Source organism: Streptomyces sp. NPDC101237 (genome assembly GCF_044767465.1).
In the GTDB taxonomy this organism is placed as follows: domain Bacteria; phylum Actinomycetota; class Actinomycetes; order Streptomycetales; family Streptomycetaceae; genus Streptomyces; species Streptomyces gramineus.
Genome location: NZ_JBIWNY010000036.1, coordinates 14,837 through 36,809 on the forward strand (window position 1 = coordinate 14,837; position 21,973 = coordinate 36,809).

The following is a 21,973-nucleotide window of genomic DNA, read 5'->3' on the forward strand; positions in this document are numbered from 1 at the left end:
AGTCAATGACTTGATCCAAAATCCAATACGCTTGGTCTTGGCTGGTTCCTCGAATGAAAGAACGCCCGACCCACAGAAGACCAACCGCCCAGTGGGTCGCCGCGAGACGGTCGTCTCGTCGACCGAGGATTGCTCGTCAGACCAAACCACTGATCCTGCTCGCTGAAGGTCGATTTCGACTCGACTTGTATCGAATGTGAGCGAGATCCGGTCCTCACTGAGTTCAACCTCCCTCAGAACCTGTGAGGACATTTGGGTCGGGTCTTCGAGGGTCTTGAGGCTGTTAATGCCGAAGACTTCGAAACTGGCGACTTCTCGTCCGATTGCTTTCTCCGTAATAAGATCTACTGCCGCTGTGGCATCGGCTGCCTTGATCTTGCGAGGCGAGGAGGGCACTGGACCACCTTTCCGGACATGTGTCCTGTGTTAGTCGCTCGGAGAGATCTCGCGCGCGGCCGGGCTCCGAATCCTAACAAGCGTTACTCGCTCTGGCTCAATTCGCTGGCTACATGCGATGTCAGAGATCAGGCCGAGGCAGGCGATGAGAACCGCAGCACCTCCGATACGAACCGGCCGCCTCGGCGAACGTGGCACGGAGCCAAAAACGATCACCGTGGGGGCGACCTGCGGGGCGTCGGAGTGTGTGCGGCCCGACGCTCAACAAACGCACCTGCTTGCGGTGTTGAGTGAATGGGGGATGGGGGAGGGGGCGTGGAGGGATAGGACATGGTCTGCCCCACAGTCCGGTCCCCGGGTGATCGCGCCGGCTACAGCGTCCAAGCGCACTGTTTCATCAAGCCTCCTGCTGATGCGGGAACTTCGCGGTGATCCAAAAGTGCAGGTCAAGCCCATCCCGCCCTTGACTCCCAACTGCCCATGTGACGGGCGGCACTTGGCGTTGCGCTGTTGTGCTACAGTCGTCTGCACTAGACGGAGGTCGTCCTCCAACGCGGTCCAAACGTGGCTGCAGAAGCTGAGACGACAGTCCCTGACGTGAGTCGACCTCCTGTGTTTACATCCGGGAGGGTTTTTCATGTCGTCTTCTGTTTCGCCCCCATTTGTGGCGATCTCTCTGGGTATTTGGTCTCTTTAAGCGGGACCTCAAGCCAACAGTAACTATCTAGCTCACCCCGTCCAAGGGGACTAGAGCTTCTCGGCTAATAGAAGCCGTGTAACGATCTCACACCCACCGCGCTTGATGCGCGCCCAAACATTCGAAAACAGTGCGGCCCAAAAGTGGCTGCAGAAAGTGGGATGTCTGATGAGCAAAAAATCTACGGTCATTGCGCGTCAGGAGGCTTACATCAACAAGGTGGAGAAGGAGGGATTCGACTTCGGCCTGACAGTCGCTGACGCGTTCGTCAGGTCGATTCGAGACCTCGGCTATAAGAGCTGCGGGACGGCGCTCGACGAACTTATCGATAACTCGGTCGAGGCGGGTGCTCAGAACGTCCATGTCGCTTTTGGTTACGGAAAAAGCGACGCCAAGCCCGAGTCCATCGCCATCCTTGACGATGGTTATGGCATGGTGAAAAAGATGATTCGGGCGGCCGTAGTGTGGGGTGGCACGGATCGGGAGGGCAGTCGGAATCTCTTCGGACGCTACGGCTACGGACTGCCGAGCGCGTCGGTTAGCCAGGGCAAGAGGTTCACCGTGTACTCCCGCACGGAGTCTGGTCCGTTCCATGCGGTGACCATGGATACAGAGGAAATCGGCCTCGGCAAATACATCGATCTCAAGACCAACCGTGTCGTAGTTCCTCAGCCCGAGGTGCAGGAACTCCCCAAGTGGGTCGTCGATTACGCCAACAAAAACTTCCCTGGCGGCGTTGACGGGGTGAGCACAGTCGTTGTGTGGGAAAAGCTTGACAGGCTCACCTGGAAGACAACGAAGGTGCTCGAGACCAAGCTCCTTGAGCATTTTGGCCTCGTGTACAGGGGCTTCCTCCGCCAAACGGCCATCACCGTTAACGGTAAGAAGGTTGAATCGCTCGACCCGCTCTTCGTCACGCCTGGAGCGCGCTACTTTGACCTTGACCATGAGCGAGCGGAAGCGCTGCCTGAGTTGCCCATCAAGGTGAAGAGCGGCGACGGCAAGAAGGAACACGTCGTCAAGCTGCGGATCTCTTACATGCCGCCCACGTTCTTCTCCATCGATAAGACTCGGACGGCGCAAGGACGAAACGCCAACCCTAGGTTGGCCATCCGCAAGGAAAACCACGGTATCGTTGTCTGCCGTAACGGTCGGCAGTTGGACGTCATCGTCCGCAACCCGCTGACCACCTTCGTCAACTATGACCGGCTCATCGGTTTGGAGCTCGACTTCCCGGCGGAACTCGATGAGGAGTTCGGGGTCACGACGTCGAAGCAGCAGATCACCATTTCCGATCGCATTTGGGACAGGCTGAAAGAGGCCGGGTTCCTTCGAATTCTGGAAGACCTCCGGCGACGGCGGCGTGAGGACGACGGAGACGTTAGCGCAACTCTCGAAGCGAGCCCCGAGATTCCTCGACCTTCGGAACGGGTCATGGAGGAAGCCGAAGCGATCGTGCGGCGGAGGCCGGCACCGGAAGAGGTTGAGCGAGAGGCAGAGGTCAACCTCCAGAAGGAAGTCGACAGGATCGCCGAAGCGACCGGCATTGATCCCAAAGTAATCGAAAAGAAGAAGAACGAGGAGATTGCCTCCAAGCCTTTCAAGGTGGAGACGGAGTCGATCACCGGGGGGCCGTTCTTCCGAGTCGAGCAGCGTGGGGGGCAGATGGTGCTGCTCCTTAACAAGGCTCATCGCTTCTTCACCGACGTGTACTCTGGTGTGCCCGGCGTCGAGGGCCGGCAGCTGCGCACGGGTCTGGAACTGCTGCTCTTCGCGATCGGCCAGTGCGAGTTGGACGCACCGACAGCTGTCCGAGCTACCTACGTCTCCGAGCGTATCGAGTGGTCGAACCGGCTCAACGTGTTGCTCACCCTGGCTCAGGACCAGGTCGACCCCGACAGGGAGTACCCGGAGGAGAGCGAGATGCCGGGTGAGATGATGGAGTGACGGAAGGTGTGAGGGGCTAGCTCCGCTGGCCGCGCACATGGGTGCGGGGAGCCCGGTATGGTGCTGGGCTCCCCGCACACGTATAGGAGGACGAGCACGTGTCTCAAGCGAGTGACCTGCGCTTGCGCCTTGTTAAGGAGTTGATGGCGTCAGGGTTCGAACTGCAAGGAGGCTTGCTGGTCCGTCCTGCTGGCGACACCAAAGAGGTCACTCGCGCTTTGCATGAGACGCAACGCCGACAAGTGCTTGAAAAGGCGTCCTCATTTGTTGACGCATGGGAGGATCGCCTACTTCCCTTCTTTGCAGATGGCAAGGAAGTGGATCCGGGGAGAATTCAGCCGGAAGTACGCCCCGTAGCTACAGAGGAGGAGGCGGCCCTCTTCCGGTTCGCCAGTTTGCACTGGAGCGTGCCGGTATCTCAGGGCTACGGGCGTCGCACGCGATTCATCATCACCGACGGTTCTAATGGAAAACTGATCGGAATCTTCGCGCTAGGGGACCCGGTCTTCAATTTGCGCGTGCGCGACAACATGATCGACTGGACCCCAAGCGACCGACAAGAGCGTCTCTATAACGTGTTCGACGCGTTCGTTCTCGGTGCAGTTGAGCCATACAGGCAGCTTATCGCCGGTAAACTTGCTGCTCTCTGTACGGTATCGGACGAAGTAACCTCCTTTCTCGAGACGAAATATAGCGGGAAAGTGACCCATATCTTGGGGAAGGAAAAGGACTCCCGCCCGGTCCTTATTACCACTACGTCGGCTCTCGGTCGATCGAGTGTGTATAACCGTATTAAACTTCACGATCGTCGAATTTTCCAGCCCGTTGGATTCACGGAAGGCTTCGGTCACTTTCAGTTCTCCGAAGAGCTTTTCAGTGACCTCGTGTCATTGATTGAGGATGATGACAACTTCCGTGGCAATTCGTATGGTCAAGGGCCCAACTGGAAGATGCGCACCATCCGCACCGCCCTAGTGAAGCTGGGACTTTCCGGGGATCTCTTGCGGCACGGGATTAAACGTGAGGTTTACCTGGCCCCTCTCGGGGTCGGGTGGAGGGCCTTTCTTCGGCAGGAGACGGATCAGTTCACGCCCTTTTCTTTCCCGCTTGGCGAGATTGCCGAATACTATAGGAGCCGTTGGGCCATTCCGCGTGCCGAGCGACGTCCTGAATTCCGGGATTGGTCCCGGGAGGAAATGCGTATCTCACCGTTCCTGCCGCCGAGGTCTGTGGCTATGCGACTTTTCTGAGGTCCATGCCGCAGCGATCCAACAGGTCGGCGGAGCGGCTTTGGGCGGGAGCTGCTTTGGCGCGAGTGATCATGGCCCCGTAAGCTTCCGGCGCGTCGGGCAGTCTGTGGACCTGCCCGGTAAAGCACGACGTTGGGGCCATGATCTTCGAGGCTCGCGCCAAAGTGGCTGCCTAAAGCCGCGGAGCCGACCGCCCCAGCCACAGACGTTTGGGCCTTGGCACTCTTCACGCCAGACTGTCTAGGCCGAGCTTGGCCAGCCGCGACCGGATGGCGCTTGGCTGCCGGCCGAACTGCTCCCCGAGGGTGTCGAAGTCACGGTCTCCTTGCTGGTAGAGAGCAAGGAGCTGTGCGTCGTCCTCTGGCGCCCATGGGTGCCCCATCCGCGGGTAGCGAGCACGCAGTTCTTCCGGCGACTCTCGCTTCCTGCCCGCGTCGCCATGAGGGCAGACAGATTCGATAGTGTCCAGCGGAAAGTCTCCGACGTGGGTACCTGCGAGCCAAAGGTTCAGATTACCGTCGTCGAAAGTGATCCGGTCGGCTTGGATGGTGACTGCTCGGCGAAGCACGTCAGGGTCGTCTGGGTCCTCGTGGTAGTCGGTGAAAGTGAGACGGAACGCTGCGCGCACGGTGTCCTCCATGAGGCTCATCCTGGCGTGCCCCGTCCGTACGCGGAAGATCCTTTCTCGCCCCTGCCCGTGGACGCAGCGCGCCGCCGGGCGGGGCCGCCGCTGGCGAAGACAGGGCGGCGGCCCCGCCGACGAGGCGGCGCGCGCCCGCGCCGTGCGCGGGCCTTGATGAGGTAGAGAAACCTGTAACAAGATCCGCTAGCTGATCGCGCTCCGCTCGGCCAGGCCGCGCAGAGACTCAGGAACACGAGGCTCGGAGAGCTGCACCAAATCGCGGATGACTTCGCGCGCCAGGTGGTGATCGTGGATCTGCTCGGGTGCCAAAGCCTCGGATTCCAAGAGTGCGGCTGTGGCCTCACCGACGTGTCGCCGCTGCGCGTGCGCTCGCGCCACGTCAAGAAGGAAACGTGACTGTCGCTCCGGTGAGAGACCTGACGGGTCAACCTGTTGGGCCACGTCCAGAGCAAGCCCCGCGTCCCCCAATTCAACAGCCGTGCTCACCGCGTGAATTTCGACGTTCGTCGGTCCGAACTCAGTGTCGAAGTCGTTGCGGTCCTCACCCAACCGCGCTGCGATCGCTCGCGCTCGATCAATGCGCTCGTGCGTCCCTCCCCGGTTGCCCTCCCTCGCATTGATCACGGCGAGAACCAGGTTCATGGCACCCAACAGCGACAACTCCTCTGGTGGGCACGATGGGGCATCCGCCCTGGGTTCCATGACGGCTACGGCGGACTTGGCTGCCTGCTCAGCCTGGTCCATGTGCTGCTGCCGCATAAAGGCATGCGCCATGCGGAAGAGGCTGGCAACAACCTCAAGCGGTTGCCCCGCAAGCTCCGCCGCCTGTAGTGCACGGTCCGCCGCAACCCAGGCCGCGTCGGCCTGGTCCTGCCGGGTAAAGCTGGCCGCTGCCGCCTGGTACAGCTTCGCGCGGAGCGAGTGGAGTTCAGCACGATCACCTGCGGGCGCGTGGCGTACAGCTGCCTCGATGCTGGGGAGCAGTCGAGCGAGATGATCGCTCAGTGCTCCGTAGCTCGACGCGTGCGTAAGCGTCCACGCCTCATCCGCCAGCCGGCGGAAGTCGGCAAGAGTGGGCATGGGTTCGCTCGGGGGCTGTTCGAAGAGGCTGCCCAGGGCTGGGTGACCTGTGAGGGCTACGCGGAGTCCGTCGAGGTCATTGCTCTGGGTGATCCCTTCCGGCTCAACCTCATCAGGCGGTGCCGCGTCTAGACGCAGTTCGCGTACGGACACGTGCAGTGCATCGGCGAGAGCTTGAAGGATCGACAGCCGTTCAACAGGCTGCACGCCTCTTTCGACCTGCGAAACCCAGCTCTCAGAGCGCGTCATCGCCGTGGCAAGGTCGCTCTGCGACATGCCTGCGGCGCGGCGGAGCTCCTTGACTCGCTGACCAAGTGCCTTGGTATCGGGGCCTGTCACGCCTCGGCTCCGGTGGGGTACTTGCCGGCGTACGGCTGGAGTCGGTCAACCTCGGTCTTCTCGACGTACTTGGTGCGCTCGGTGAGGAAGTGGCGTGTGTGCGGCTGGCGCTCGTGCTCCTCGAATGCGGCGTGGTCTGCGTACAGCTCAAAGAAGATCCGCTCGTTCGGTGCGCCCTCGACCTGATGGCAGGCGTAGACCAGCGTGCCGGGCTCGTGAGCCTCGATGCCTGCTGCGGTCTCTCGGATCAGCGCGTCGAACGCCTCACCGGCACCCTCGCGAAGAGTGAAGCGAACAAAAAGCCCAAAGTTTGCCATTTCTCCTCCTTCTCGTCGCACCCAGTCTCGCAGAGGCAGACTTTCACTGCTAGTCGCAGCTTTTCTGTTGACTCGCAGTTTTTCTGCGAGTAGCTTCGTTGGTGTCAGGACACAAAGGCGCCCCGGGCTACGTGCCATCCGCCAAGATCACAACGCAGCCCGGGGCTCATCCCACTAGGGGAGACTCCATAATGCCGTCCTTCAAGATCGACCTTTCGACCGCGGTGGTGTTCGTGGCGACCGCGCCGGAACCCAAGATGGTGAACAAGAAGACCGGTGAGCGGGCCGTGGACCGGGAGACGAACGCGAGTCTGTCGACCGTGGGTCTGCTGGTCTCGGACGAGGGTGAGGGCAACCTCTACCAGGTGACCGTGCCGGAGACGGGCCTGCCCGAGGGTCTGGTGCCGGGCATGCCGGTGCGGGTCGTCGGGCTGAAGGCCCGTGACTGGGAGAACACGTTCAACGGCGAGAAGCGGCACGGGATCTCGTTCCGCGCGGTCGCGCTCACGGCCGGGGTCTGACCATGACCGACGTCACTCCCTGGCTGGAGCTTGGCGGCTTAGCCGCAGGTGCCAGCGGACTCGGCTACGCGAAGGTCCGCGCTCCTCGCGTGTACTGGTCGCTGGTCGGTCTGCCGGTCACCTGGACCCGGTTCACCTGGACCTACCGGGACACGATGGAGGTGTGCGGGCTGACGGTCCGGCCCTCGGGGTTCCGTGCCTTCGTCAAACGCAACCTCACTCATGCCGAGGTGCGGCCGGCACCCCCGAAGGTCCGCCGGGTCCGTCCGACGCCGACCGGTCTGCGGGTCACCCTGCGGCTTCCCGCCGGCCTGGAGCCCGCGGACATTGCCGCCGCGACCGAACGTCTGCGTCACGCCTGGGGCGTGCACTCCGTCGCCGTCTCCGAGACCAAGCCCGGCTATGTCGAGCTGCGCATGACCGGCTACGACGTGCTCAACCGGGTCCGCCTGCCGCGCACCGCCCGCCCGCGGGACCTGGTCGTCCCGGTCGCCCTGTGGGAGGACGGCACGGTCTTCGCGCGGGACTACCGGCAGATGCCGCATAGCCTGACCCTGGGCGCGAACCAGTCCGGCAAGTCCATGTACCAGCGCAACCTCATCAAAGGCCTGGCCCAACTTCCGGTCGGCCTCGTCGGGATCGACTGCAAGCGCGGTGTCGAGCAGTCCCGCTACGCCCCAAGGTTGTCGGCGCTGGCCACTGACCGGCAGACCGCGGGCCTCCTGGTGGACGTGCTCGTGCAGGAGATGGAAGACCGCTTCGACCTGCTCGCCCTCTATGGTGCCTCCGACTTGTGGGAGCTCCCGGACAAGGTCCGGCCCGCTCCGCTGGTGGTACTGATCGATGAAGTGGCGGAGCTGTTCTTGGTGACTTCCAAGAAGGAGGAAGCCGACCGCGACCACACCGTCATGCAGCTGGTCCGCCTGGGTCAGATGGCCCGTGCGATCGGCATCTACCTGGAGGTCTGTGGGCAGCGGTTCGGCTCCGACCTCGGCAGGGGCGCCACCGCCCTGCGCGCCCAGTTGACCGGCCGTGTCGTCCACCGCGTCAACGACAAGCAGACCGCGGAAATGGGCCTGGGCGACATCGCTCCGGACGCCGTGGTCTCTGTGACCGGGATCCGGGCCGATCGCCCCGGTGTCGCGGTGGCCGGTGACGCGTCGGGCTACTGGTCCCGTATCCGCACCCCCGAGATCACGCCGACCGATGCCGCCCAGGTCTGCCGGGACTTCGCGCACATGACCCCGGACCTGCCGTTCTTGGCGGCGTTCCGGCCGGTCGAGCAGATCGTCATTCCGCCGATGCCGGCGCACCCCCCGCTCGTGGAAGCCCTGCCGGCCACCGAATAATCCCCGCTTGCACTCCGGTCGGCGCGACCGTCACGCGCCAGGTCCCTACCCGCTCCATGCCCAAATCCGGAAGGAGACCGCTCGTGGCCAGGACGAAGACGCCGGAGCCGAAGCCCGCCGCCTGCTCGGTGTGCAAGGGCACGGGTGAGGTCTCCCGCACGGTCCAGGTCGGCCGAAAGCGCCGCACGGTCGGCAAGCAGACGGGCCTGTGCCTGAACTGCTTCGGCTCCGGCTATGCCCCGCCTTCAGCGAAGTGAGGGAGCTCCCGCGATGCGGTTCTACCTGACCACCCACAAACGGCACTGGATCAAGCTCACCGACGTGCCGCTGTTCTTGAAGTCCGAGCACTTCGCAGCCGCCGTCAAGCTCTACCCGGCGCTCGGTCCGTACGCGGTCGACTCCGGCGGGTTCACCGAACTCCAGCGTCACGGCCAGTGGACCCGCACCCCGCGGCAGTACGTGGATGATCTGCGTCGCATCTGGGAGCACGTCGGCCCCTATGACTGGGCGGCCCCGCAGGACTGGATGTGCGAAGACCTCATCATCCACGGCGGTCAGGTCGGCAAGACCGTGTTCGTCGGCACCCACCTGAACGTGCAAGAGCACCAGCGCCGCACCGTGGCGAACTTCCTCGAACTGCGCTCCCTCGCACCTGACCTGCGGATCGCTCCTGTTCTTCAGGGCGACACCGTGCCGGCGTACGAGCGGTGCGTAGAGCTGTACGAGCGGGCTGGCGTTGATCTGCGGGCCGAACCGGTCGTGGGGCTCGGCTCGGTGTGCCGGCTCCAGTCAACTCTCAAGGGCGCTGAGATCGTCACCGCCATGGCCGCGCACGGCTTCAAGCTGCACGGCTTCGGCTTCAAGACCCTGGGCCTGGCCAAGGTGGGTCACCTCCTCGCCTCGTCGGACTCCGCCGCCTGGAGCTCCCACGCCCGCCGCCGCCCCGCCATGCCCGGCCACACGCACAAGAACTGCGCGAACTGCATCGACTACGCCCTCGACTGGCGTACGCGGGTCCTCGACAAGGCACGGACCACCGCGCCAGCCATGAGCCTCACCGCTCCCGCGGCTGCATGCCCTGCCGCTTCACACGCCCAACTGCCCCTGTTCTGAACGAAGGAGGTGAAGACATGAAGTCCTCGATCCGTCCGGACGCGGTACTGATTCAGGCTGTGATCGCGGGGGCGTTGTCCTTCGCCCACCTGCACGACCTCGCCCAAGCCGCCGGACAGACCGGCTGGAAGGCCTGGGCCTACCCGGTCTCCGTCGACCTGCTGCTCGTCGCCGCGTGGCGCCGGCTGCGCGCTCACCGGTCCCGGCTGGCCTGGTGCTGGTTCCTGGTCGCCCTGGTCGCATCCCTGGGCGCGAACATCGCCACCGCGGGCTTCCTCGACATGGAACACCCGCCAGCCCTGCTCCGCCTCGGCATCGCCGGCTGGCCCGCGGTCGCTTTCCTCGGCGGCACCCTCCTCGCCCACCAGCACACCGACCACACTTCCGACCCGGCACCTGGCCTGGACTCTGAGCCTGAGCAGGTCCCGGCGCCGCGTGCGGTGGTCGCGGTCGACCGCCCCGAGACACCCGAACCGGCTCCGGAGATCCCCGAGGCGGAGCCCGTCCCGGCCCTGCCGAAGGCCGCTCCCAGCGTGCCTCCGGCGCTGATCGACCACGCCCGGAAGGTCGCCACCGACCACCGCGCCCGCACGGGAGCCGACATCGACGCGGCCACCCTGCGCGCCCGCCTCGGTCTCCCGGAAGACCTCGCACTCGCCATCGTCACCCAACTTGCCTGACAACAAGGGAGGTTCCACCGTGCGCCCGAACCGCTTCTACGACGTGATCCGCATCGGGCCGGTCAAGGTCGCCACGTTCAACAACGGCCGTGGCCAGACCAAGCACATCGCCGCCTGCACCGCCCCCAAGTGCGGTTTCTCGACCGAGCACTTCGACCGGTCTGCCGCCGAACTCACCGCCCGCACCCACAAGTGCACCTGACCCGGAAGGGAGATCCACTGATGTTCACCCCGAAGTACCCGACCCCGGACACCGCTCCGGCCCCCGCGGTGCCTCAGACCACGGCCTCGGCGCCCGTCGTCCCGGCCGCTCCCGCCTCGGCCCCGGTCGCGCAGATGGCCCCGGCCCCGGTGCCGGCCAAGCCGACCATCCAGCTCACCCCCGGCTCCACGCTCGCCCTCGCGGCCGGCGGTGGCGCTGTGGCCCTGGTCGTCGGCGCGGTCCTGGTCTCCATGCTCCTCGCCGTCGCCATCACCGCCGTCTCGGTGGCCCTGGTCGCGGTGGTCCTCAAGTCACTGCTCAAGGACCTCAACAACCAGCGCTAACGGCCCCCGGAGCGGCCTCGGTCGCCAAACTTCCGCCGCTCCGGGCGCCTCAACCCACTTCCTGATCCAACGGACCCGAAAGGGAAGCCTCATCATGCCCCGGAACACCCCGAACCTGCACGTCTGCCGCGACTGCGACGGCTTCGCCCGCGCCGCCATCACCACCGGCACCCGCAACCCGGACGGCACCCGCACCACCCTCCGTGTGGACTGCCTGGCCTGCCACGGCACCGGCACCACCGCCCCCGCCCCCGCTCTCGTCCGGGTCGGGAGGTGACCGGGATGAGCCCCAAGCTCCCCGCCGACCTGCGACCGACCGAGGACTTCCCCGGCCTGCGCGTCCGTGGCGGCACGAAGTACACCAGCTCCCAGGGCGACTACCTGTGCGGCGGCTGCGGTGCCGAGGACCACGCCAACGGCGACACCGACGTCAAGGCGCTCGTTCAGGACTGGACCGACAACCACGGCCCCGCCCACCGAGGCGGTCGCCCATGACCACGCGTCGGGTCCTGGACCTGTTCTCCTGCGCCGGCGGTGCCGGAAAGGGCTACGCGGACGCCGGATTCAAGGTGGACGGCTGCGACATCGCCGACCGTCCCAATTACCCGTTCTCCTACCACCGCGGTGACGCCCTCGCATACCTCGGCCGCCTGATCACCACCGGTGAGATCCAGCGGTACGCCTTCGTCCATGCCTCCCCGCCCTGCCAGGCCAAAGCCGCCCTGACCGTGGGCACCAACGCGTCCCAGGGCTGGGGCGGCGCCCACGAAGACCTCGTGGCACCCACCCGCGCCCTCCTGGACGCCTCCGGCCTGCCGTACGTGATCGAGCAGCCCAACGGGAAGGCGGAGATCCGCAAGGACCTGACCCTGTGCGGGGAGATGTTCGGGCTCGGCGTGCTACGCCACCGCAACTTCGAACTCGGCCGCTGGAGCGTCGTCCGGCCGGTTCACCCGCGGCACCGGGGCTACGTCCGGGGCTGGCGCCACGGCGTCTACCGCGACGGCCCGTATGTGGCCGCGTACGGCGACGGCGGCGGCAAAGCCACCGTGGCCGAGATGCAGACCGCGATGGGAATCACCTGGACCGACGTCCACGAGGAACTCACCGAAGCGATCCCGCCCGCCTACACCCGCTGGATCGGCCACGCCTTCCTGACCGCACGGCAGGAGGTGTTCGCGTGACCGACACCGCCACCATGGCGGGCCTGGACCCGGCCAGCCTCACCGATCTGCTGAGGCTGGCCGGGTCCCCCGGCTTCGACCGCATCCAGGACCAGATCCGCCGTACCGGCGGCTGCTCGGACCCGATCCACCTGCAAGGCTCCACCGTCACCCGCGACCGCACCACCGGCCAGATCCTGCACCGCTACGACACCGACAACGAGCCCGGCGGACGGCTGCGGATCGCGTGCGGCAACCGTCGCGCGTCCCGCTGCCCCGCCTGCGCCTGGACCTACGCTGGCGACACCTACCACCTCATCCGCGCCGGACTCGTCGGCGATCCTGCCAAGGGCACCCCCGAGACGATCCGGGATCACCCGCGGGTCTTCGCCACCCTGACGGCACCCTCGTTCGGCCCGGTCCACAACCGGCCCGGTAACCGGCCCTGCCGTTGCGGCATCCGGCACGGCGAGGATGCGCCCGAACTCGGCACCCCGCTCGACCCCGAGACGTACGACTACGCGGGCGCGGTGCTGTGGAACAACCACGCCTCGGACCTGTGGCGGTACTTCACGATCTACCTGCGCCGTGAGATCGCCAAGCGAGCTGGCCTCACGCAGAAAGAGGCGCACGCTCAGTCGCGGGTGGCCTTCGGCAAGGTCGCCGAGTACCAGAAGCGCGGAGCCGTCCATTTCCACGCCGTGATCCGCTTCGACGGACCGGAGGGACCCGACAGTCCGCCCCCGGCCTGGGCCACCCTGGATCTCCTCACCGACGCCATCCACGCCGCCGCTGGCCGCGCACAGGTTGACGTCGACCCCGCCCGCTACCAGCCCGACCCCGACCAGCTGGCGTTGACCCAACCCGCCCGCACCCTGAAGTGGGGCACCCAGGTCGACGTCCGCCCGATCCGCGCCTTCGGAGAAGGGGAGGACATCACCGAAGCTGCGGTCGCCTCCTACGTCGCCAAGTACGCCACCAAGGCAGCAGAGACCACCGGCACCGTCGACCGCCGGGTCGGCAACAAGGAAGCGCTCGTACTGCTCGGCGTCCCGGATCACCCGCGCCGGCTGATCGAAGCCTGCCTCGACCTGCACGCGCTCTACCCGGACCGCAAGCTACGGGACTGGGCTCACATGCTCGGCTTCCGCGGCCACTTCTCCACCAAGTCCCGCCGCTACTCCACCACCCTCGGCGCCCTGCGCCAGGTCCGCGCCGACTACCGCGCAGCCCAGCAACGCCGCTCCCTCGGCCTGTCCGACCCGGACGAGGACACCGAGACGACCACGCTCACGCTCGCCCACTGGACCTACGCCGGCCATGGCCATACCCCCGGCGAATCCTGGCTCGCCGCCAACATTCGCCGCGACATTCAACTCAGCCGCGACACCGCCCGCGAGGAGCTCGCCTCTCTGGAAGGAGCCTGACGTGAAAGACGAGCTGATGACCGTCCCACAGATCCTTAGCGAGCTTGGCGGAGTGTCTCGACGGACGTTCTACCGCTGGCGAGAGCTGGGACATGGGCCAGCTGCGTTCAAGCTGCCCAACGGGGAGCTCAGGGTATGGCGGAGCGACTTCACCACGTGGCTGCGGCAACTGGAGGCAGCAGCGTGAAGTCTCTCGACGTGAAGGTGTGGGGCGTTCGTAAGCGGAACACGAAGAAGTCGTCCTATGACATTCGGTGGATCGTCGCGGGGAACGTTTTCTCAGAACAATTTCGGACCAAAGCGCTCGCGGATCACTTCCGATCCAAGCTGCTTCAGGCCACGCATGGTGGTGAGGGGTTCGACACCGCCAGCGGGTTGCCTGACTCGATGGTCGAAAAGGCAGCTTCGATGAGCTGGTACGCCTTTGCGCTGAGGTACCTCGCAATGAAGTGGCCCCACGCTGCTCCCAACACGCGCAGTGGGATCAACGAGTCCCTGACGGCGGTGACCATGGCTCTTTTGGACGACCGGCCGGGCCAGCCGCCTGAAGAGCTGATCAGGAAGACGCTCCGTAACTGGGCGTTCGTCCTTCCCGGGCCTGGTGAGCGCGAGTTGCCCGATGACGTCGCGAACACCCTCAGCTGGGTCTCGAAAGCTTCGCGACCTCTGGCAGACCTCAGTGATCCCGCCCTCGCAAGGGCGGTCCTGGACTCGCTGAGGCTGAAGCTCGACGGAACCGCTGCAGCCGCGGAGACCGTCCGGCGTAAGCGACGAACACTGGTCAATGCTCTGCACTACGCAGTGGACCTCGGGGAGTTCAAAGAGAACCCGGTGGCCCGGATCCGGTGGAAGAAGCCGAAGGTCGCCGGAGAGGTCGACCCGCGCGTGGTCGCCAACCCCGTGCAGGCACGTGCTCTGCTGACGGCCGTGTCGTACGTCGGCGGATACGGTCGGGCCCGCGGTCGCCGACTCGTCGGCCTGTTCGCCTGCATGTACTACGGAGCCTTCCGGCCGGCTGAGGCGGTGGCGCTCAGTGAGGCGGACCTGAAGCTGCCCGAACGCGGCTGGGGTACGGCGCTCTTGAACCGGACGCGGCCCAGTGCCGGAAAGCAATGGACGGACTCGGGCGAGACTCACGACGACCGGGGTCTCAAGAATCGTCCTGCCGAGGAGGTCCGGCTCGTTCCGATTCCGCCTCAGCTCGTCGTCATTCTCAAGCAGCATCTCGACACCTTCGGCACTGCTGAGGACGGGCGGTTGTTCACGAACGAGCGTGGGGGAGTGGTCGGCTCGTCGACGTACTACCGCGTTTGGCAGGAGGCTCGGACGCTGGCCTTTCCGCCGGCCGCGGTCGAATCACCACTCGCTGCTCGGCCGTATGACCTCCGGCACTCGGCCTTATCCACCTGGCTCAACTCCGGTGTGGATCCGACAGAGGTGGCCCAGCGGGCAGGAAACAGCGTTGAGGTCCTGCTCGGCCGCTACGCGAAGTGCATCGACGGGCGGCAGGAGATCGCCAACCGGAAGATTGAAGAGCTCCTGAGTGAGTACGAGTGAATTGGATCGCTCGGCGAACAGCCTCCAGCCTTTACGGGTTGGGGGCTTCGTCATGTACCGGCCGCACTTGTTAAGCCGCCGGTTGCTGGATGCACCTTTCGCGTCACTTTCCCTCTCGCTGATGCCTGGGCGCCCCAGGAGTCCCGTCCGATTCACCCTCTACGCGCGGTCGGACAGAGTGCCGACCCTCGCTATATGGGGGCTTCCAAGAAGTCGATGCGCAGGCTGGGCGAGTCACGGCTGATATGCCCGTACTGCGGTCTGCCACAGGAACGCGTGGCGACGATCGAACATGACTGGGTGCTGTTGGAGCCCGACATGGCTCCGCTCGCCCACCTAGTGCCGGCGGAATACCGGTGGATCGAAACGTCTGACGGGCGAGTGGCGGTGTACGGCGTCTGTCCTGCCGAGCCGTTCCAGCGGTGCCGCATCGAGCATCGACTTGCCTGTCCCGAACAAACCCTGCCGGACCTGTGGCCGTGGCTGACGAGTCTGCGAGGGGAGAACGCGCGGCAAGCCGAGCGGTTGAACGAGCCCGAGCCGGCCCGCCCTCCCGAGGAGTGGCCGGACGCCGGATAATGGGCTTGGCTGAATCGGTGGGCTGACCTGGGGCGATGCTCCAAGATCCTGTCCACAAATAGTCCACAGAGGCCGTCATAGTGCTGCTCAGCGCCGCACGCGCCTGCACATGCAAGAAGACCCCGGCCTCAGCGTTTCCGCTGGTGACGGGGTCTTTGGGCACCTCATAAGGGGTGCCCCCGGCAGGATTCGAACCTGCGCACACGGCTCCGGAGGCCGTTGCTCTATCCCCTGAGCTACGGGGGCGTCTGGCGTTGAGCTGTTGCTCGCGGCGACGGGTAGAACACTACCAGCTCGGTCGGGGTGATCAGGAACGGGTTTGCCGGGGTGGGCGCCCTCGTCGGGTGGAAGTCGGGAAAACCCGGACGCGGTGGCCGGTCCGGACCTACTCTCGAGTTGTGCCAGGGGCGTCGGGTCGGGTGCTTGTTGTGGACGACAACAAGGTCATCCGCCAGCTGATCAGGGTCAATCTCGAACTGGAGGGTCTCGAGGTCGTGACCGCGGCCGATGGTGCCGAGTGTCTGGATGTCGTTCATCAGGTGCAGCCCGACGTGATCACCCTCGACGTCGTCATGCCCCGTCTCGACGGTCTGCGGACCGCCGCTCTCCTCCGGGCCGACCCTCGCACCCACGACCTTCCGCTCGCCATCGTCAGCGCTTGTACCCAAACCGAGGTCGAGAGCGGGCTCGACGTCGGTGTCGACGCCTTCCTCGCCAAGCCCTTCGAGCCCTCCGAACTCGTGCGACTCGTACGGGAGTTGATGGAGCTCCGGCGGCCGGCCCAGTCGGGCTCGGAGGCTGAGGGGCGAGAGCACGGGGGAGACGGCGGGGGGAGCGGGGACGTCGGGGGACCGGGGGAGCGAGCGGATGGGGGTTCCGTTCGCCCGCCGCATCAGCCCGTGAGTCCGTGAGTCCGCACTGATTTAGCCGTCAGCCGTCAGCCGTCGTGAGCCCGAGGTGAATCGATCCCGGGGCTCCGGGTTCCAAGTCCTGGGTTCCCCAGAAGCAACCTCGGGGAACCCCGGGGTCCGAGGCGATCCGCCCCTTGGCTTGAGGCGGTCTCCCTGGGCTGGAGGCGGGGCCGTCCTCCATGGGCCCGGACCGAAGAAACCAACCCTGGTCTGGCCCCCGGTCAGCCCTCGGGCCCCACCAAGCTGGCCCCGCCGAACCCACGCCCACCCCACCACCGGCTCGGCCCCCGTCCACATCCCGGACACCCCCGCAAACCGGCTCGACCGCCCCGCCCCCTCCTCCCCTAGGCTTGTCCCGTGACCCCCGTCGAGCTCTCCCGTACCGTGCTGGGCGCGGTTCGGCGTGCCGTCGACGAGGGGGAGCTGAGCGTGCGGGTGCCGGAGCGGGCCGTGGTGACCGTGCCGGGGCCCGGCGGGTGCGGGGACTACGCCACCACCATCGCGTTGCAGCTGGCCCGCCCGGCCGGGCAGTCCCCGCTGCGGGTCGCCGAGATCCTCGCGCCGCGGCTCGTGGCCGCCGACGGCGTCGCGGACGTGGTCGTCACCGGGCCCGGGTTCCTCAACATCAGCCTCAGCCCCGCCGCGTCCCCCACCGCGACCCTGGTCGCCGAGATCCGGGCCCTCGGCTCCGGCTACGGCCACGGCGACGCCCTCGCCGGGCAGGTGGTCGCGCTGCGGGTGCCGTACGACGTGCGGGCCGAGGTCGTCGCCGACGCCGTCGTACGGATCGTCGCGACCCAGGGCGGCCGCGGCGAGGTCGGGCACGGCGAGCCGGTCAGCCTGCGGCCCGTGCCCGCGCCCGAGGACCCGGCCCCGCTCGGGCCCGACGCCGCGCAGTGGGCCCTGCTGCACCCCGCCGCCCACGACCGGCCGAGGATCACCGCCGACCACCTGGTGCAGCGCGAGAGCAACCCGCTCTTCCGGGTGCGCTACGCCCACGCCCGGACCCGGGCGGTCGGCCGCGGTGCCGGACGGCTCGGCTTCGGCGCCGAACCGGGTGACGTGCCCGGCGCGTCCGGCGCCTCCGGTGCCCTCGTCACCGCCCTCGCCGACTACCCGCGCATCCTCACCGCCGCGGCCACCCACCGCGCCCCCGACCGGCTCGCCCGGCATCTCGTCACCGTCGCCGATGCCGCCCTGCCGTTCCTGCCGACCGTGCTGCCCCGCGGCGACGAGAAACCCTCGGTCGCCCACCGTGCCCGGCTCGCCCTCGCCGAAGCCACCGGGACGGTGCTGGCCGGCGGCCTGTCCCTGCTCGGCATCGACGCACCCGATCACCTCTGAGAGAGCCCTGAGAGCAATGAGCCGTTCCGCGCACCCCGCCGGGCCCCGTCACGCCGACGTCCTGCCCGAGGGGCACTACGCCGCTCCGCCCGCCGACCTGAACTCGCTCGACCCCAAGGTGTGGGCCCAGACCGTCGGGCGGGACGCCGACGGGGTCGTCACCGTCGGCGGTGTCGACGTGAAGACCCTCGCCGAGCAGATCGGCACCCCCGCCTACGTCCTCGACGAGGACGACTTCCGTGCCCGGGCACGCGCCTGGCGCGCCGCCTTCGGGCCGGACGCCGACGTCTTCTACGCCGGCAAGGCCTTCCTGTCCCGGGCCGTCGTGCGCTGGCTGCACGAGGAGGGGCTCAACCTCGACGTGTGCTCCGGCGGCGAGCTGGCCACGGCCCTGTCCGGCGGGATGCCCGCCGACCGGATCGCCTTCCACGGCAACAACAAGTCGACGCGGGAGATCGAGCGGGCCGTCGAGGCCGGTGTCGGGCGGATCGTGCTCGACTCGTTCCAGGAGATCGTGCGGGTCGCCCACATCGCCCAGTCCCACGGCAAGCGGCAGCGCGTGCAGATCCGCGTCACCGTCGGCGTCGAGGCCCACACGCACGAGTTCATCGCCACCGCCCACGAGGACCAGAAGTTCGGCATCCCGCTGGCCGGCGGGCAGGCCGCGGAGGCGGTGCGACGGGCGCTGCAGCTCGACGGGCTCGACGTCATCGGGATCCACTCGCACATCGGGTCGCAGATCTTCGACATGTCCGGCTTCGAGGTCGCCGCGCACCGGGTCGTGGGGCTGCTGAAGGACATCCGCGACGAGCACGGCGTCGAGCTGCCCGAGATCGACCTGGGCGGCGGGCTCGGCATCGCGTACACGAGTGACGACGATCCGCGGGAGCCGCACGAGATCGCCAAGGCGCTGACCGAGATCGTGACGCGCGAGTGCGAGGCCGCCAGGCTGCGCACCCCCCGCATCTCCGTCGAGCCGGGGCGGGCCATCGTCGGTCCGACCGCGTTCACGCTCTACGAGGTGGGCACCGTCAAGCCCCTGGACGGGCTGCGCACGTACGTCTCCGTCGACGGCGGGATGTCCGACAACATCCGCACCGCGCTGTACGACGCCGAGTACAGCGTCGCACTGGTGTCCCGGACGAGCGACGCCGAGCCGATGCTCGCGCGGGTCGTGGGCAAGCACTGCGAGAGCGGGGACATCGTCGTCAAGGACGCGTTCCTGCCGGGCGACCTGGCGCCCGGTGACCTGATCGCCGTACCGGCCACCGGCGCCTACTGCCGGTCCATGGCGAGCAACTACAACCACGTGCCGCGGCCGCCGGTCGTCGTGGTGCGCGACGGCGAGTCCCGGGTCATCGTCCGCCGTGAGACGGAGGAGGACCTGCTGCGTCTCGACGTCGGCTGACGCGGCCCGCGGGACCGGCGGAAGATCTCCTGTCCGGTACCGCCGCAGACTGAAATAGATGTCTCACGATCCGGACGAAGGGTAGAAACTACCGTCCGGTGAGTGAGACTGGTCCCACCGTAGACGGTATGAGGAAACGAGGTCGGATGATGCGTACGCGTCCGCTGAAGGTGGCGCTGCTGGGCTGTGGGGTTGTCGGCTCAGAGGTGGCGCGCATCATGACGACGCACGCCGACGATCTCGCCCAGCGCATCGGCGCCCCTGTCGAGCTGGCGGGTGTCGCCGTACGGCGGCCCTCCAAGGTGCGCGAGGGCATCGACCCGGCGCTGGTCACCACGGACGCGACCGCTCTGGTCAAGCGGGGCGACATCGACGTCGTCGTCGAGGTCATCGGGGGAATCGAGCCCGCCCGCGCCCTCATCACCGCCGCCTTCGAGCACGGCGCCTCGGTGGTCTCCGCCAACAAGGCGCTGCTCGCCCAGGACGGCGCCGCCCTGCACGCGGTCGCCGAGCAGAACGGCAAGGACCTCTACTACGAGGCCGCCGTCGCCGGTGCCATCCCGCTGATCCGGCCGCTGCGCGAGTCCCTCGCCGGCGACAAGGTCAACCGGGTGCTGGGGATCGTCAACGGCACGACCAACTTCATCCTCGACAAGATGGACACGACGGGCGCCGGCTACCAGGAGGCCCTCGACGAGGCCACCGCCCTCGGGTACGCGGAAGCCGACCCCACCGCCGACGTCGAGGGTTTCGACGCGGCCGCCAAGGCCGCCATCCTGGCCGGCATCGCCTTCCACTCGCGGGTGCGCCTGGACGACGTCTACCGCGAGGGCATGAGCGAGGTCACCGCCTCCGACTTCGCCTCCGCCAAGAACATGGGCTGCACCATCAAGCTGCTCGCCATCTGCGAGCGGGCCCGGGACGGCGGCTCGGTGACGGCCCGCGTGCATCCCGCGATGATCCCGCTGACCCATCCGCTCGCGTCCGTGCGCGGCGCCTACAACGCGGTGTTCGTGGAGTCGGACGCGGCCGGCCAGCTGATGTTCTACGGTCCCGGCGCCGGCGGCGCCCCGACCGCCTCCGCGGTCCTCGGCGACCTGGTCGCCGTCTGCCGCAACCGGCTCAGCGGGGCGACGGGGCCCGGCGAGTCCGCGTACGCCGCCCTGCCCGTGTCGCCGATGGGCGATGTCGTCACGCGCTACCACATCAGCCTCGACGTCGCCGACAAACCGGGTGTTCTCGCCCAGGTCGCCACCGTGTTCTCCGAGCACGGGGTTTCCATCGATACGGTTCGCCAGACCGGCAAGGACGGCGAGGCCTCCCTCGTCGTCGTCACCCACCGGGCCTCCGACGCCTCCCTGTCCGGGACCGTCGAGGCGCTGCGCAAGCTCGACACCGTGCGGGGTGTCGCCAGCATCATGCGGGTTGAAGGAGAGTAACCAGCAATGACCCACCAGTGGCGCGGAATCATCGAGGAGTACCGGGACCGGCTGCCCGTCTCCGACACCACGCCGGTCGTGACGCTCCGCGAGGGCGGCACGCCTCTCGTGCCCGCGCAGGTGCTCTCCGAGCGCACGGGGTGCGAGGTCCACCTGAAGGTCGAGGGCGCGAACCCGACCGGGTCCTTCAAGGACCGCGGCATGACCATGGCGATCAGCAAGGCCAAGGAGGAGGGCGCGCAGGCGGTCATCTGCGCCTCCACCGGCAACACCTCCGCCTCCGCGGCCGCCTACGCCGTGCGTGCCGGCATGGTCTCGGCCGTGCTCGTCCCGCAGGGCAAGATCGCGCTCGGCAAGATGGGCCAGGCCCTCGTGCACGGCGCGAAGATCCTCCAGGTCGACGGCAACTTCGACGACTGCCTCACCCTCGCCCGCGAGCTGAGCGAGAACTACCCGGTGGCGCTGGTCAATTCGGTGAACCCGGTGCGCATCGAGGGGCAGAAGACGGCCGCCTTCGAGATCGTCGACATGCTCGGCGACGCGCCCGACATCCACGTCCTGCCGGTCGGCAACGCGGGCAACATCACCGCGTACTGGAAGGGGTACAAGGAGTACGCCGCCGACGGTGTCTCCGCCCGGACCCCGCGGATGTGGGGTTTCCAGGCCTCCGGCAGCGCCCCGATCGTCCGCGGCGAGATCGTCAAGGACCCCTCGACCATCGCCACCGCGATCCGGATCGGCAACCCCGCCTCCTGGCAGTTCGCGCTCGCGGCCCGGGACGAGTCCGAGGGGTTCATCGACGAGGTGACGGACCGTGAGATCCTGCGCGCCTACCGGCTGTTGGCCGCGCAGGAGGGTGTCTTCGTGGAGCCCGCCTCGGCCGCCTCCGTGGCCGGCCTGCTCAAGGCCGCCGAGCAGGGCAAGGTGGACCCGGGCCAGCGCATCGTCTGCACGGTCACCGGCAACGGCCTGAAGGACCCCGACTGGGCCGTCGCCGGCGCCCCGCAGCCGGTCACCGTCCCCGTCGACGCGACCGCCGCCGCCGAACGCCTCGGGCTCGCCTAGAGAATCGCTGGAGCGGTGCCCGAGGACCGCACGAGCGGCACTCGGGCACCACCGGCCCCACCCTCGCCGGGCGACCGGTGAACGGACCGAGGCGCCCTCGACGGGGGAGTCCCTAGGGAGGGGGCACGAGGGGCTTACGACACGCATCGTGCGCCTCCTGTGCGCCCTATGTCGCCACAGAACCTTCCTTCGATAGGCTGTA

General features: G+C 67.1%; 24 protein-coding genes and 1 tRNA gene. 21 read left to right on the forward strand and 4 right to left on the reverse strand.

The features are described 5' to 3' along the window. Positions 1 to 1,261 precede the first annotated feature (1,261 nt). Positions 1,262 to 3,040 carry an ATP-binding protein gene (locus tag ACIRQ9_RS35975; protein ID WP_404183498.1) on the forward strand — a complete coding sequence of 593 codons (1,779 nt, stop codon included), beginning with the start codon at positions 1,262 to 1,264 and terminating at the stop codon, positions 3,038 to 3,040. 98 nt (positions 3,041 to 3,138) lie between these two features. After that, positions 3,139 to 4,290, forward strand: a complete 1,152-nt coding sequence (locus ACIRQ9_RS35980; RefSeq protein WP_404183501.1) for a Druantia anti-phage system protein DruA — start codon at positions 3,139 to 3,141, stop codon at positions 4,288 to 4,290. A gap of 226 nt (positions 4,291 to 4,516) precedes the next feature. Here the strand turns inward: ACIRQ9_RS35980 and ACIRQ9_RS35985 are convergent, their stop codons facing one another. The 3 genes from ACIRQ9_RS35985 to ACIRQ9_RS35995 form a co-directional block, all read right to left on the reverse strand. Beyond that, positions 4,517 to 4,930 carry a hypothetical protein gene (locus tag ACIRQ9_RS35985; RefSeq protein WP_404183504.1) on the reverse strand — a complete coding sequence of 138 codons (414 nt, stop codon included), beginning with the start codon at positions 4,928 to 4,930 and terminating at the stop codon, positions 4,517 to 4,519. A 186-nt stretch (positions 4,931 to 5,116) separates the two neighbouring features. Continuing rightward, on the reverse strand, positions 5,117 to 6,352 hold the full coding sequence (locus ACIRQ9_RS35990) for a helix-turn-helix domain-containing protein (RefSeq protein ID WP_404183507.1): 1,236 nt from the start codon (positions 6,350 to 6,352) through the stop codon (positions 5,117 to 5,119). Further along, a complete protein-coding gene (locus tag ACIRQ9_RS35995) occupies positions 6,349 to 6,669 on the reverse strand; it encodes a putative quinol monooxygenase (RefSeq protein ID WP_404183510.1) in 321 nt (106 codons plus the stop codon). Before ACIRQ9_RS35995 ends, ACIRQ9_RS35990 begins: the two co-directional genes overlap by 4 nt. Positions 6,670 to 6,860: 191 nt before the next feature. On the opposite strand from ACIRQ9_RS35995, the gene ACIRQ9_RS36000 reads away from it, so the two are divergent. From ACIRQ9_RS36000 to ACIRQ9_RS36065, 14 genes are all read left to right on the forward strand, one after another. Continuing rightward, complete coding sequence (locus tag ACIRQ9_RS36000) at positions 6,861 to 7,190, forward strand: hypothetical protein (protein ID WP_352220804.1); 330 nt, start codon at positions 6,861 to 6,863, stop codon at positions 7,188 to 7,190. Between the two features lie 2 nt (positions 7,191 to 7,192). Next, a complete protein-coding gene (locus tag ACIRQ9_RS36005; RefSeq protein ID WP_404183513.1) occupies positions 7,193 to 8,539 on the forward strand; it encodes an FtsK/SpoIIIE domain-containing protein in 1,347 nt (448 codons plus the stop codon). Between the two features lie 56 nt (positions 8,540 to 8,595). Continuing rightward, on the forward strand, positions 8,596 to 8,796 hold the full coding sequence (locus tag ACIRQ9_RS36010) for a hypothetical protein (RefSeq protein ID WP_404183516.1): 201 nt from the start codon (positions 8,596 to 8,598) through the stop codon (positions 8,794 to 8,796). A 13-nt stretch (positions 8,797 to 8,809) separates the two neighbouring features. Further along, positions 8,810 to 9,652, forward strand: coding sequence for a hypothetical protein (locus ACIRQ9_RS36015; protein ID WP_404183519.1), 843 nt, complete (start codon positions 8,810 to 8,812; stop codon positions 9,650 to 9,652). A gap of 17 nt (positions 9,653 to 9,669) precedes the next feature. Continuing rightward, positions 9,670 to 10,332, forward strand: a complete 663-nt coding sequence (locus ACIRQ9_RS36020) for a DUF2637 domain-containing protein (protein WP_404183522.1) — start codon at positions 9,670 to 9,672, stop codon at positions 10,330 to 10,332. A gap of 19 nt (positions 10,333 to 10,351) precedes the next feature. Then, on the forward strand, positions 10,352 to 10,534 hold the full coding sequence (locus ACIRQ9_RS36025) for a mobile element transfer protein (protein WP_316772938.1): 183 nt from the start codon (positions 10,352 to 10,354) through the stop codon (positions 10,532 to 10,534). A 20-nt stretch (positions 10,535 to 10,554) separates the two neighbouring features. After that, positions 10,555 to 10,878, forward strand: a complete 324-nt coding sequence (locus ACIRQ9_RS36030; RefSeq protein ID WP_404183525.1) for a SpdD protein — start codon at positions 10,555 to 10,557, stop codon at positions 10,876 to 10,878. A gap of 94 nt (positions 10,879 to 10,972) precedes the next feature. After that, complete coding sequence (locus ACIRQ9_RS36035; protein ID WP_404183528.1) at positions 10,973 to 11,155, forward strand: hypothetical protein; 183 nt, start codon at positions 10,973 to 10,975, stop codon at positions 11,153 to 11,155. A gap of 5 nt (positions 11,156 to 11,160) precedes the next feature. Continuing rightward, positions 11,161 to 11,373, forward strand: a complete 213-nt coding sequence (locus ACIRQ9_RS36040) for a hypothetical protein (RefSeq protein ID WP_404183531.1) — start codon at positions 11,161 to 11,163, stop codon at positions 11,371 to 11,373. Continuing rightward, positions 11,370 to 12,062: a DNA methylase gene (locus ACIRQ9_RS36045; protein WP_404183534.1), complete on the forward strand. Its 693-nt coding sequence runs from the start codon at positions 11,370 to 11,372 to the stop codon at positions 12,060 to 12,062. Before ACIRQ9_RS36040 ends, ACIRQ9_RS36045 begins: the two co-directional genes overlap by 4 nt. Continuing rightward, the gene (repSA, locus tag ACIRQ9_RS36050; protein ID WP_404183537.1) at positions 12,059 to 13,468 is read left to right on the forward strand and encodes a replication initiator protein RepSA; all 1,410 of its coding nucleotides are present in this window, start codon (positions 12,059 to 12,061) and stop codon (positions 13,466 to 13,468) included. Before ACIRQ9_RS36045 ends, repSA begins: the two co-directional genes overlap by 4 nt. A gap of 16 nt (positions 13,469 to 13,484) precedes the next feature. Next, positions 13,485 to 13,655 (forward strand): helix-turn-helix domain-containing protein, encoded by a 171-nt coding sequence (locus ACIRQ9_RS36055; RefSeq protein ID WP_366358679.1) that lies wholly within the window; start codon positions 13,485 to 13,487, stop codon positions 13,653 to 13,655. Then, on the forward strand, positions 13,652 to 15,025 hold the full coding sequence (locus ACIRQ9_RS36060) for a tyrosine-type recombinase/integrase (RefSeq protein WP_404183540.1): 1,374 nt from the start codon (positions 13,652 to 13,654) through the stop codon (positions 15,023 to 15,025). Before ACIRQ9_RS36055 ends, ACIRQ9_RS36060 begins: the two co-directional genes overlap by 4 nt. Before the next feature lie 216 nt (positions 15,026 to 15,241). Beyond that, positions 15,242 to 15,604 (forward strand): DUF6083 domain-containing protein, encoded by a 363-nt coding sequence (locus ACIRQ9_RS36065; RefSeq protein ID WP_404183654.1) that lies wholly within the window; start codon positions 15,242 to 15,244, stop codon positions 15,602 to 15,604. A gap of 174 nt (positions 15,605 to 15,778) precedes the next feature. Here ACIRQ9_RS36065 and ACIRQ9_RS36070 read toward each other — a convergent pair. Next, positions 15,779 to 15,850: transfer RNA gene (locus tag ACIRQ9_RS36070), tRNA-Arg, on the reverse strand. Between the two features lie 98 nt (positions 15,851 to 15,948). On the opposite strand from ACIRQ9_RS36070, the gene ACIRQ9_RS36075 reads away from it, so the two are divergent. The 5 genes from ACIRQ9_RS36075 (at position 15,949) to thrC (ending at position 21,771) form a co-directional block, all read left to right on the forward strand. Continuing rightward, the gene (locus tag ACIRQ9_RS36075) at positions 15,949 to 16,515 is read left to right on the forward strand and encodes a response regulator (protein WP_404183543.1); all 567 of its coding nucleotides are present in this window, start codon (positions 15,949 to 15,951) and stop codon (positions 16,513 to 16,515) included. A gap of 357 nt (positions 16,516 to 16,872) precedes the next feature. After that, positions 16,873 to 17,859, forward strand: a complete 987-nt coding sequence (nrtL, locus tag ACIRQ9_RS36080; RefSeq protein ID WP_404183546.1) for an ArgS-related anticodon-binding protein NrtL — start codon at positions 16,873 to 16,875, stop codon at positions 17,857 to 17,859. Between the two features lie 16 nt (positions 17,860 to 17,875). Then, positions 17,876 to 19,267 (forward strand): diaminopimelate decarboxylase, encoded by a 1,392-nt coding sequence (gene lysA / locus ACIRQ9_RS36085; protein ID WP_404183549.1) that lies wholly within the window; start codon positions 17,876 to 17,878, stop codon positions 19,265 to 19,267. A 146-nt stretch (positions 19,268 to 19,413) separates the two neighbouring features. Beyond that, the gene (locus tag ACIRQ9_RS36090) at positions 19,414 to 20,706 is read left to right on the forward strand and encodes a homoserine dehydrogenase (protein ID WP_404183552.1); all 1,293 of its coding nucleotides are present in this window, start codon (positions 19,414 to 19,416) and stop codon (positions 20,704 to 20,706) included. A 6-nt stretch (positions 20,707 to 20,712) separates the two neighbouring features. Further along, positions 20,713 to 21,771 (forward strand): threonine synthase, encoded by a 1,059-nt coding sequence (thrC, locus tag ACIRQ9_RS36095; protein ID WP_404183555.1) that lies wholly within the window; start codon positions 20,713 to 20,715, stop codon positions 21,769 to 21,771. Positions 21,772 to 21,973 lie beyond the last annotated feature (202 nt).

Excerpts from the sequence above, each read along its gene's own strand:
- ACIRQ9_RS35975 (WP_404183498.1), top strand. The coding sequence starts at position 1,262 with ATGAGCAAAAAATCTACGGTCATTGCGCGTCAGGAGGCTTACATCAAC.
- ACIRQ9_RS35985 (WP_404183504.1), bottom strand. The coding sequence starts at position 4,930 with ATGGAGGACACCGTGCGCGCAGCGTTCCGTCTCACTTTCACCGACTAC.
- ACIRQ9_RS36005 (WP_404183513.1), top strand. The coding sequence starts at position 7,193 with ATGACCGACGTCACTCCCTGGCTGGAGCTTGGCGGCTTAGCCGCAGGT.
- thrC (WP_404183555.1), top strand. The coding sequence starts at position 20,713 with ATGACCCACCAGTGGCGCGGAATCATCGAGGAGTACCGGGACCGGCTG.
- ACIRQ9_RS36065 (WP_404183654.1), top strand. The coding sequence starts at position 15,242 with ATGCGCAGGCTGGGCGAGTCACGGCTGATATGCCCGTACTGCGGTCTG.
- ACIRQ9_RS36020 (WP_404183522.1), top strand. The coding sequence starts at position 9,670 with ATGAAGTCCTCGATCCGTCCGGACGCGGTACTGATTCAGGCTGTGATC.
- ACIRQ9_RS36030 (WP_404183525.1), top strand. The coding sequence starts at position 10,555 with ATGTTCACCCCGAAGTACCCGACCCCGGACACCGCTCCGGCCCCCGCG.
- lysA (WP_404183549.1), top strand. The coding sequence starts at position 17,876 with ATGAGCCGTTCCGCGCACCCCGCCGGGCCCCGTCACGCCGACGTCCTG.
- ACIRQ9_RS36045 (WP_404183534.1), top strand. The coding sequence starts at position 11,370 with ATGACCACGCGTCGGGTCCTGGACCTGTTCTCCTGCGCCGGCGGTGCC.
- ACIRQ9_RS36090 (WP_404183552.1), top strand. The coding sequence starts at position 19,414 with ATGATGCGTACGCGTCCGCTGAAGGTGGCGCTGCTGGGCTGTGGGGTT.
- ACIRQ9_RS36035 (WP_404183528.1), top strand. The coding sequence starts at position 10,973 with ATGCCCCGGAACACCCCGAACCTGCACGTCTGCCGCGACTGCGACGGC.
- ACIRQ9_RS36000 (WP_352220804.1), top strand. The coding sequence starts at position 6,861 with ATGCCGTCCTTCAAGATCGACCTTTCGACCGCGGTGGTGTTCGTGGCG.
- ACIRQ9_RS35995 (WP_404183510.1), bottom strand. The coding sequence starts at position 6,669 with ATGGCAAACTTTGGGCTTTTTGTTCGCTTCACTCTTCGCGAGGGTGCC.
- ACIRQ9_RS36055 (WP_366358679.1), top strand. The coding sequence starts at position 13,485 with ATGACCGTCCCACAGATCCTTAGCGAGCTTGGCGGAGTGTCTCGACGG.
- ACIRQ9_RS36015 (WP_404183519.1), top strand. The coding sequence starts at position 8,810 with ATGCGGTTCTACCTGACCACCCACAAACGGCACTGGATCAAGCTCACC.
- ACIRQ9_RS36010 (WP_404183516.1), top strand. The coding sequence starts at position 8,596 with ATGCCCAAATCCGGAAGGAGACCGCTCGTGGCCAGGACGAAGACGCCG.
- ACIRQ9_RS36040 (WP_404183531.1), top strand. The coding sequence starts at position 11,161 with ATGAGCCCCAAGCTCCCCGCCGACCTGCGACCGACCGAGGACTTCCCC.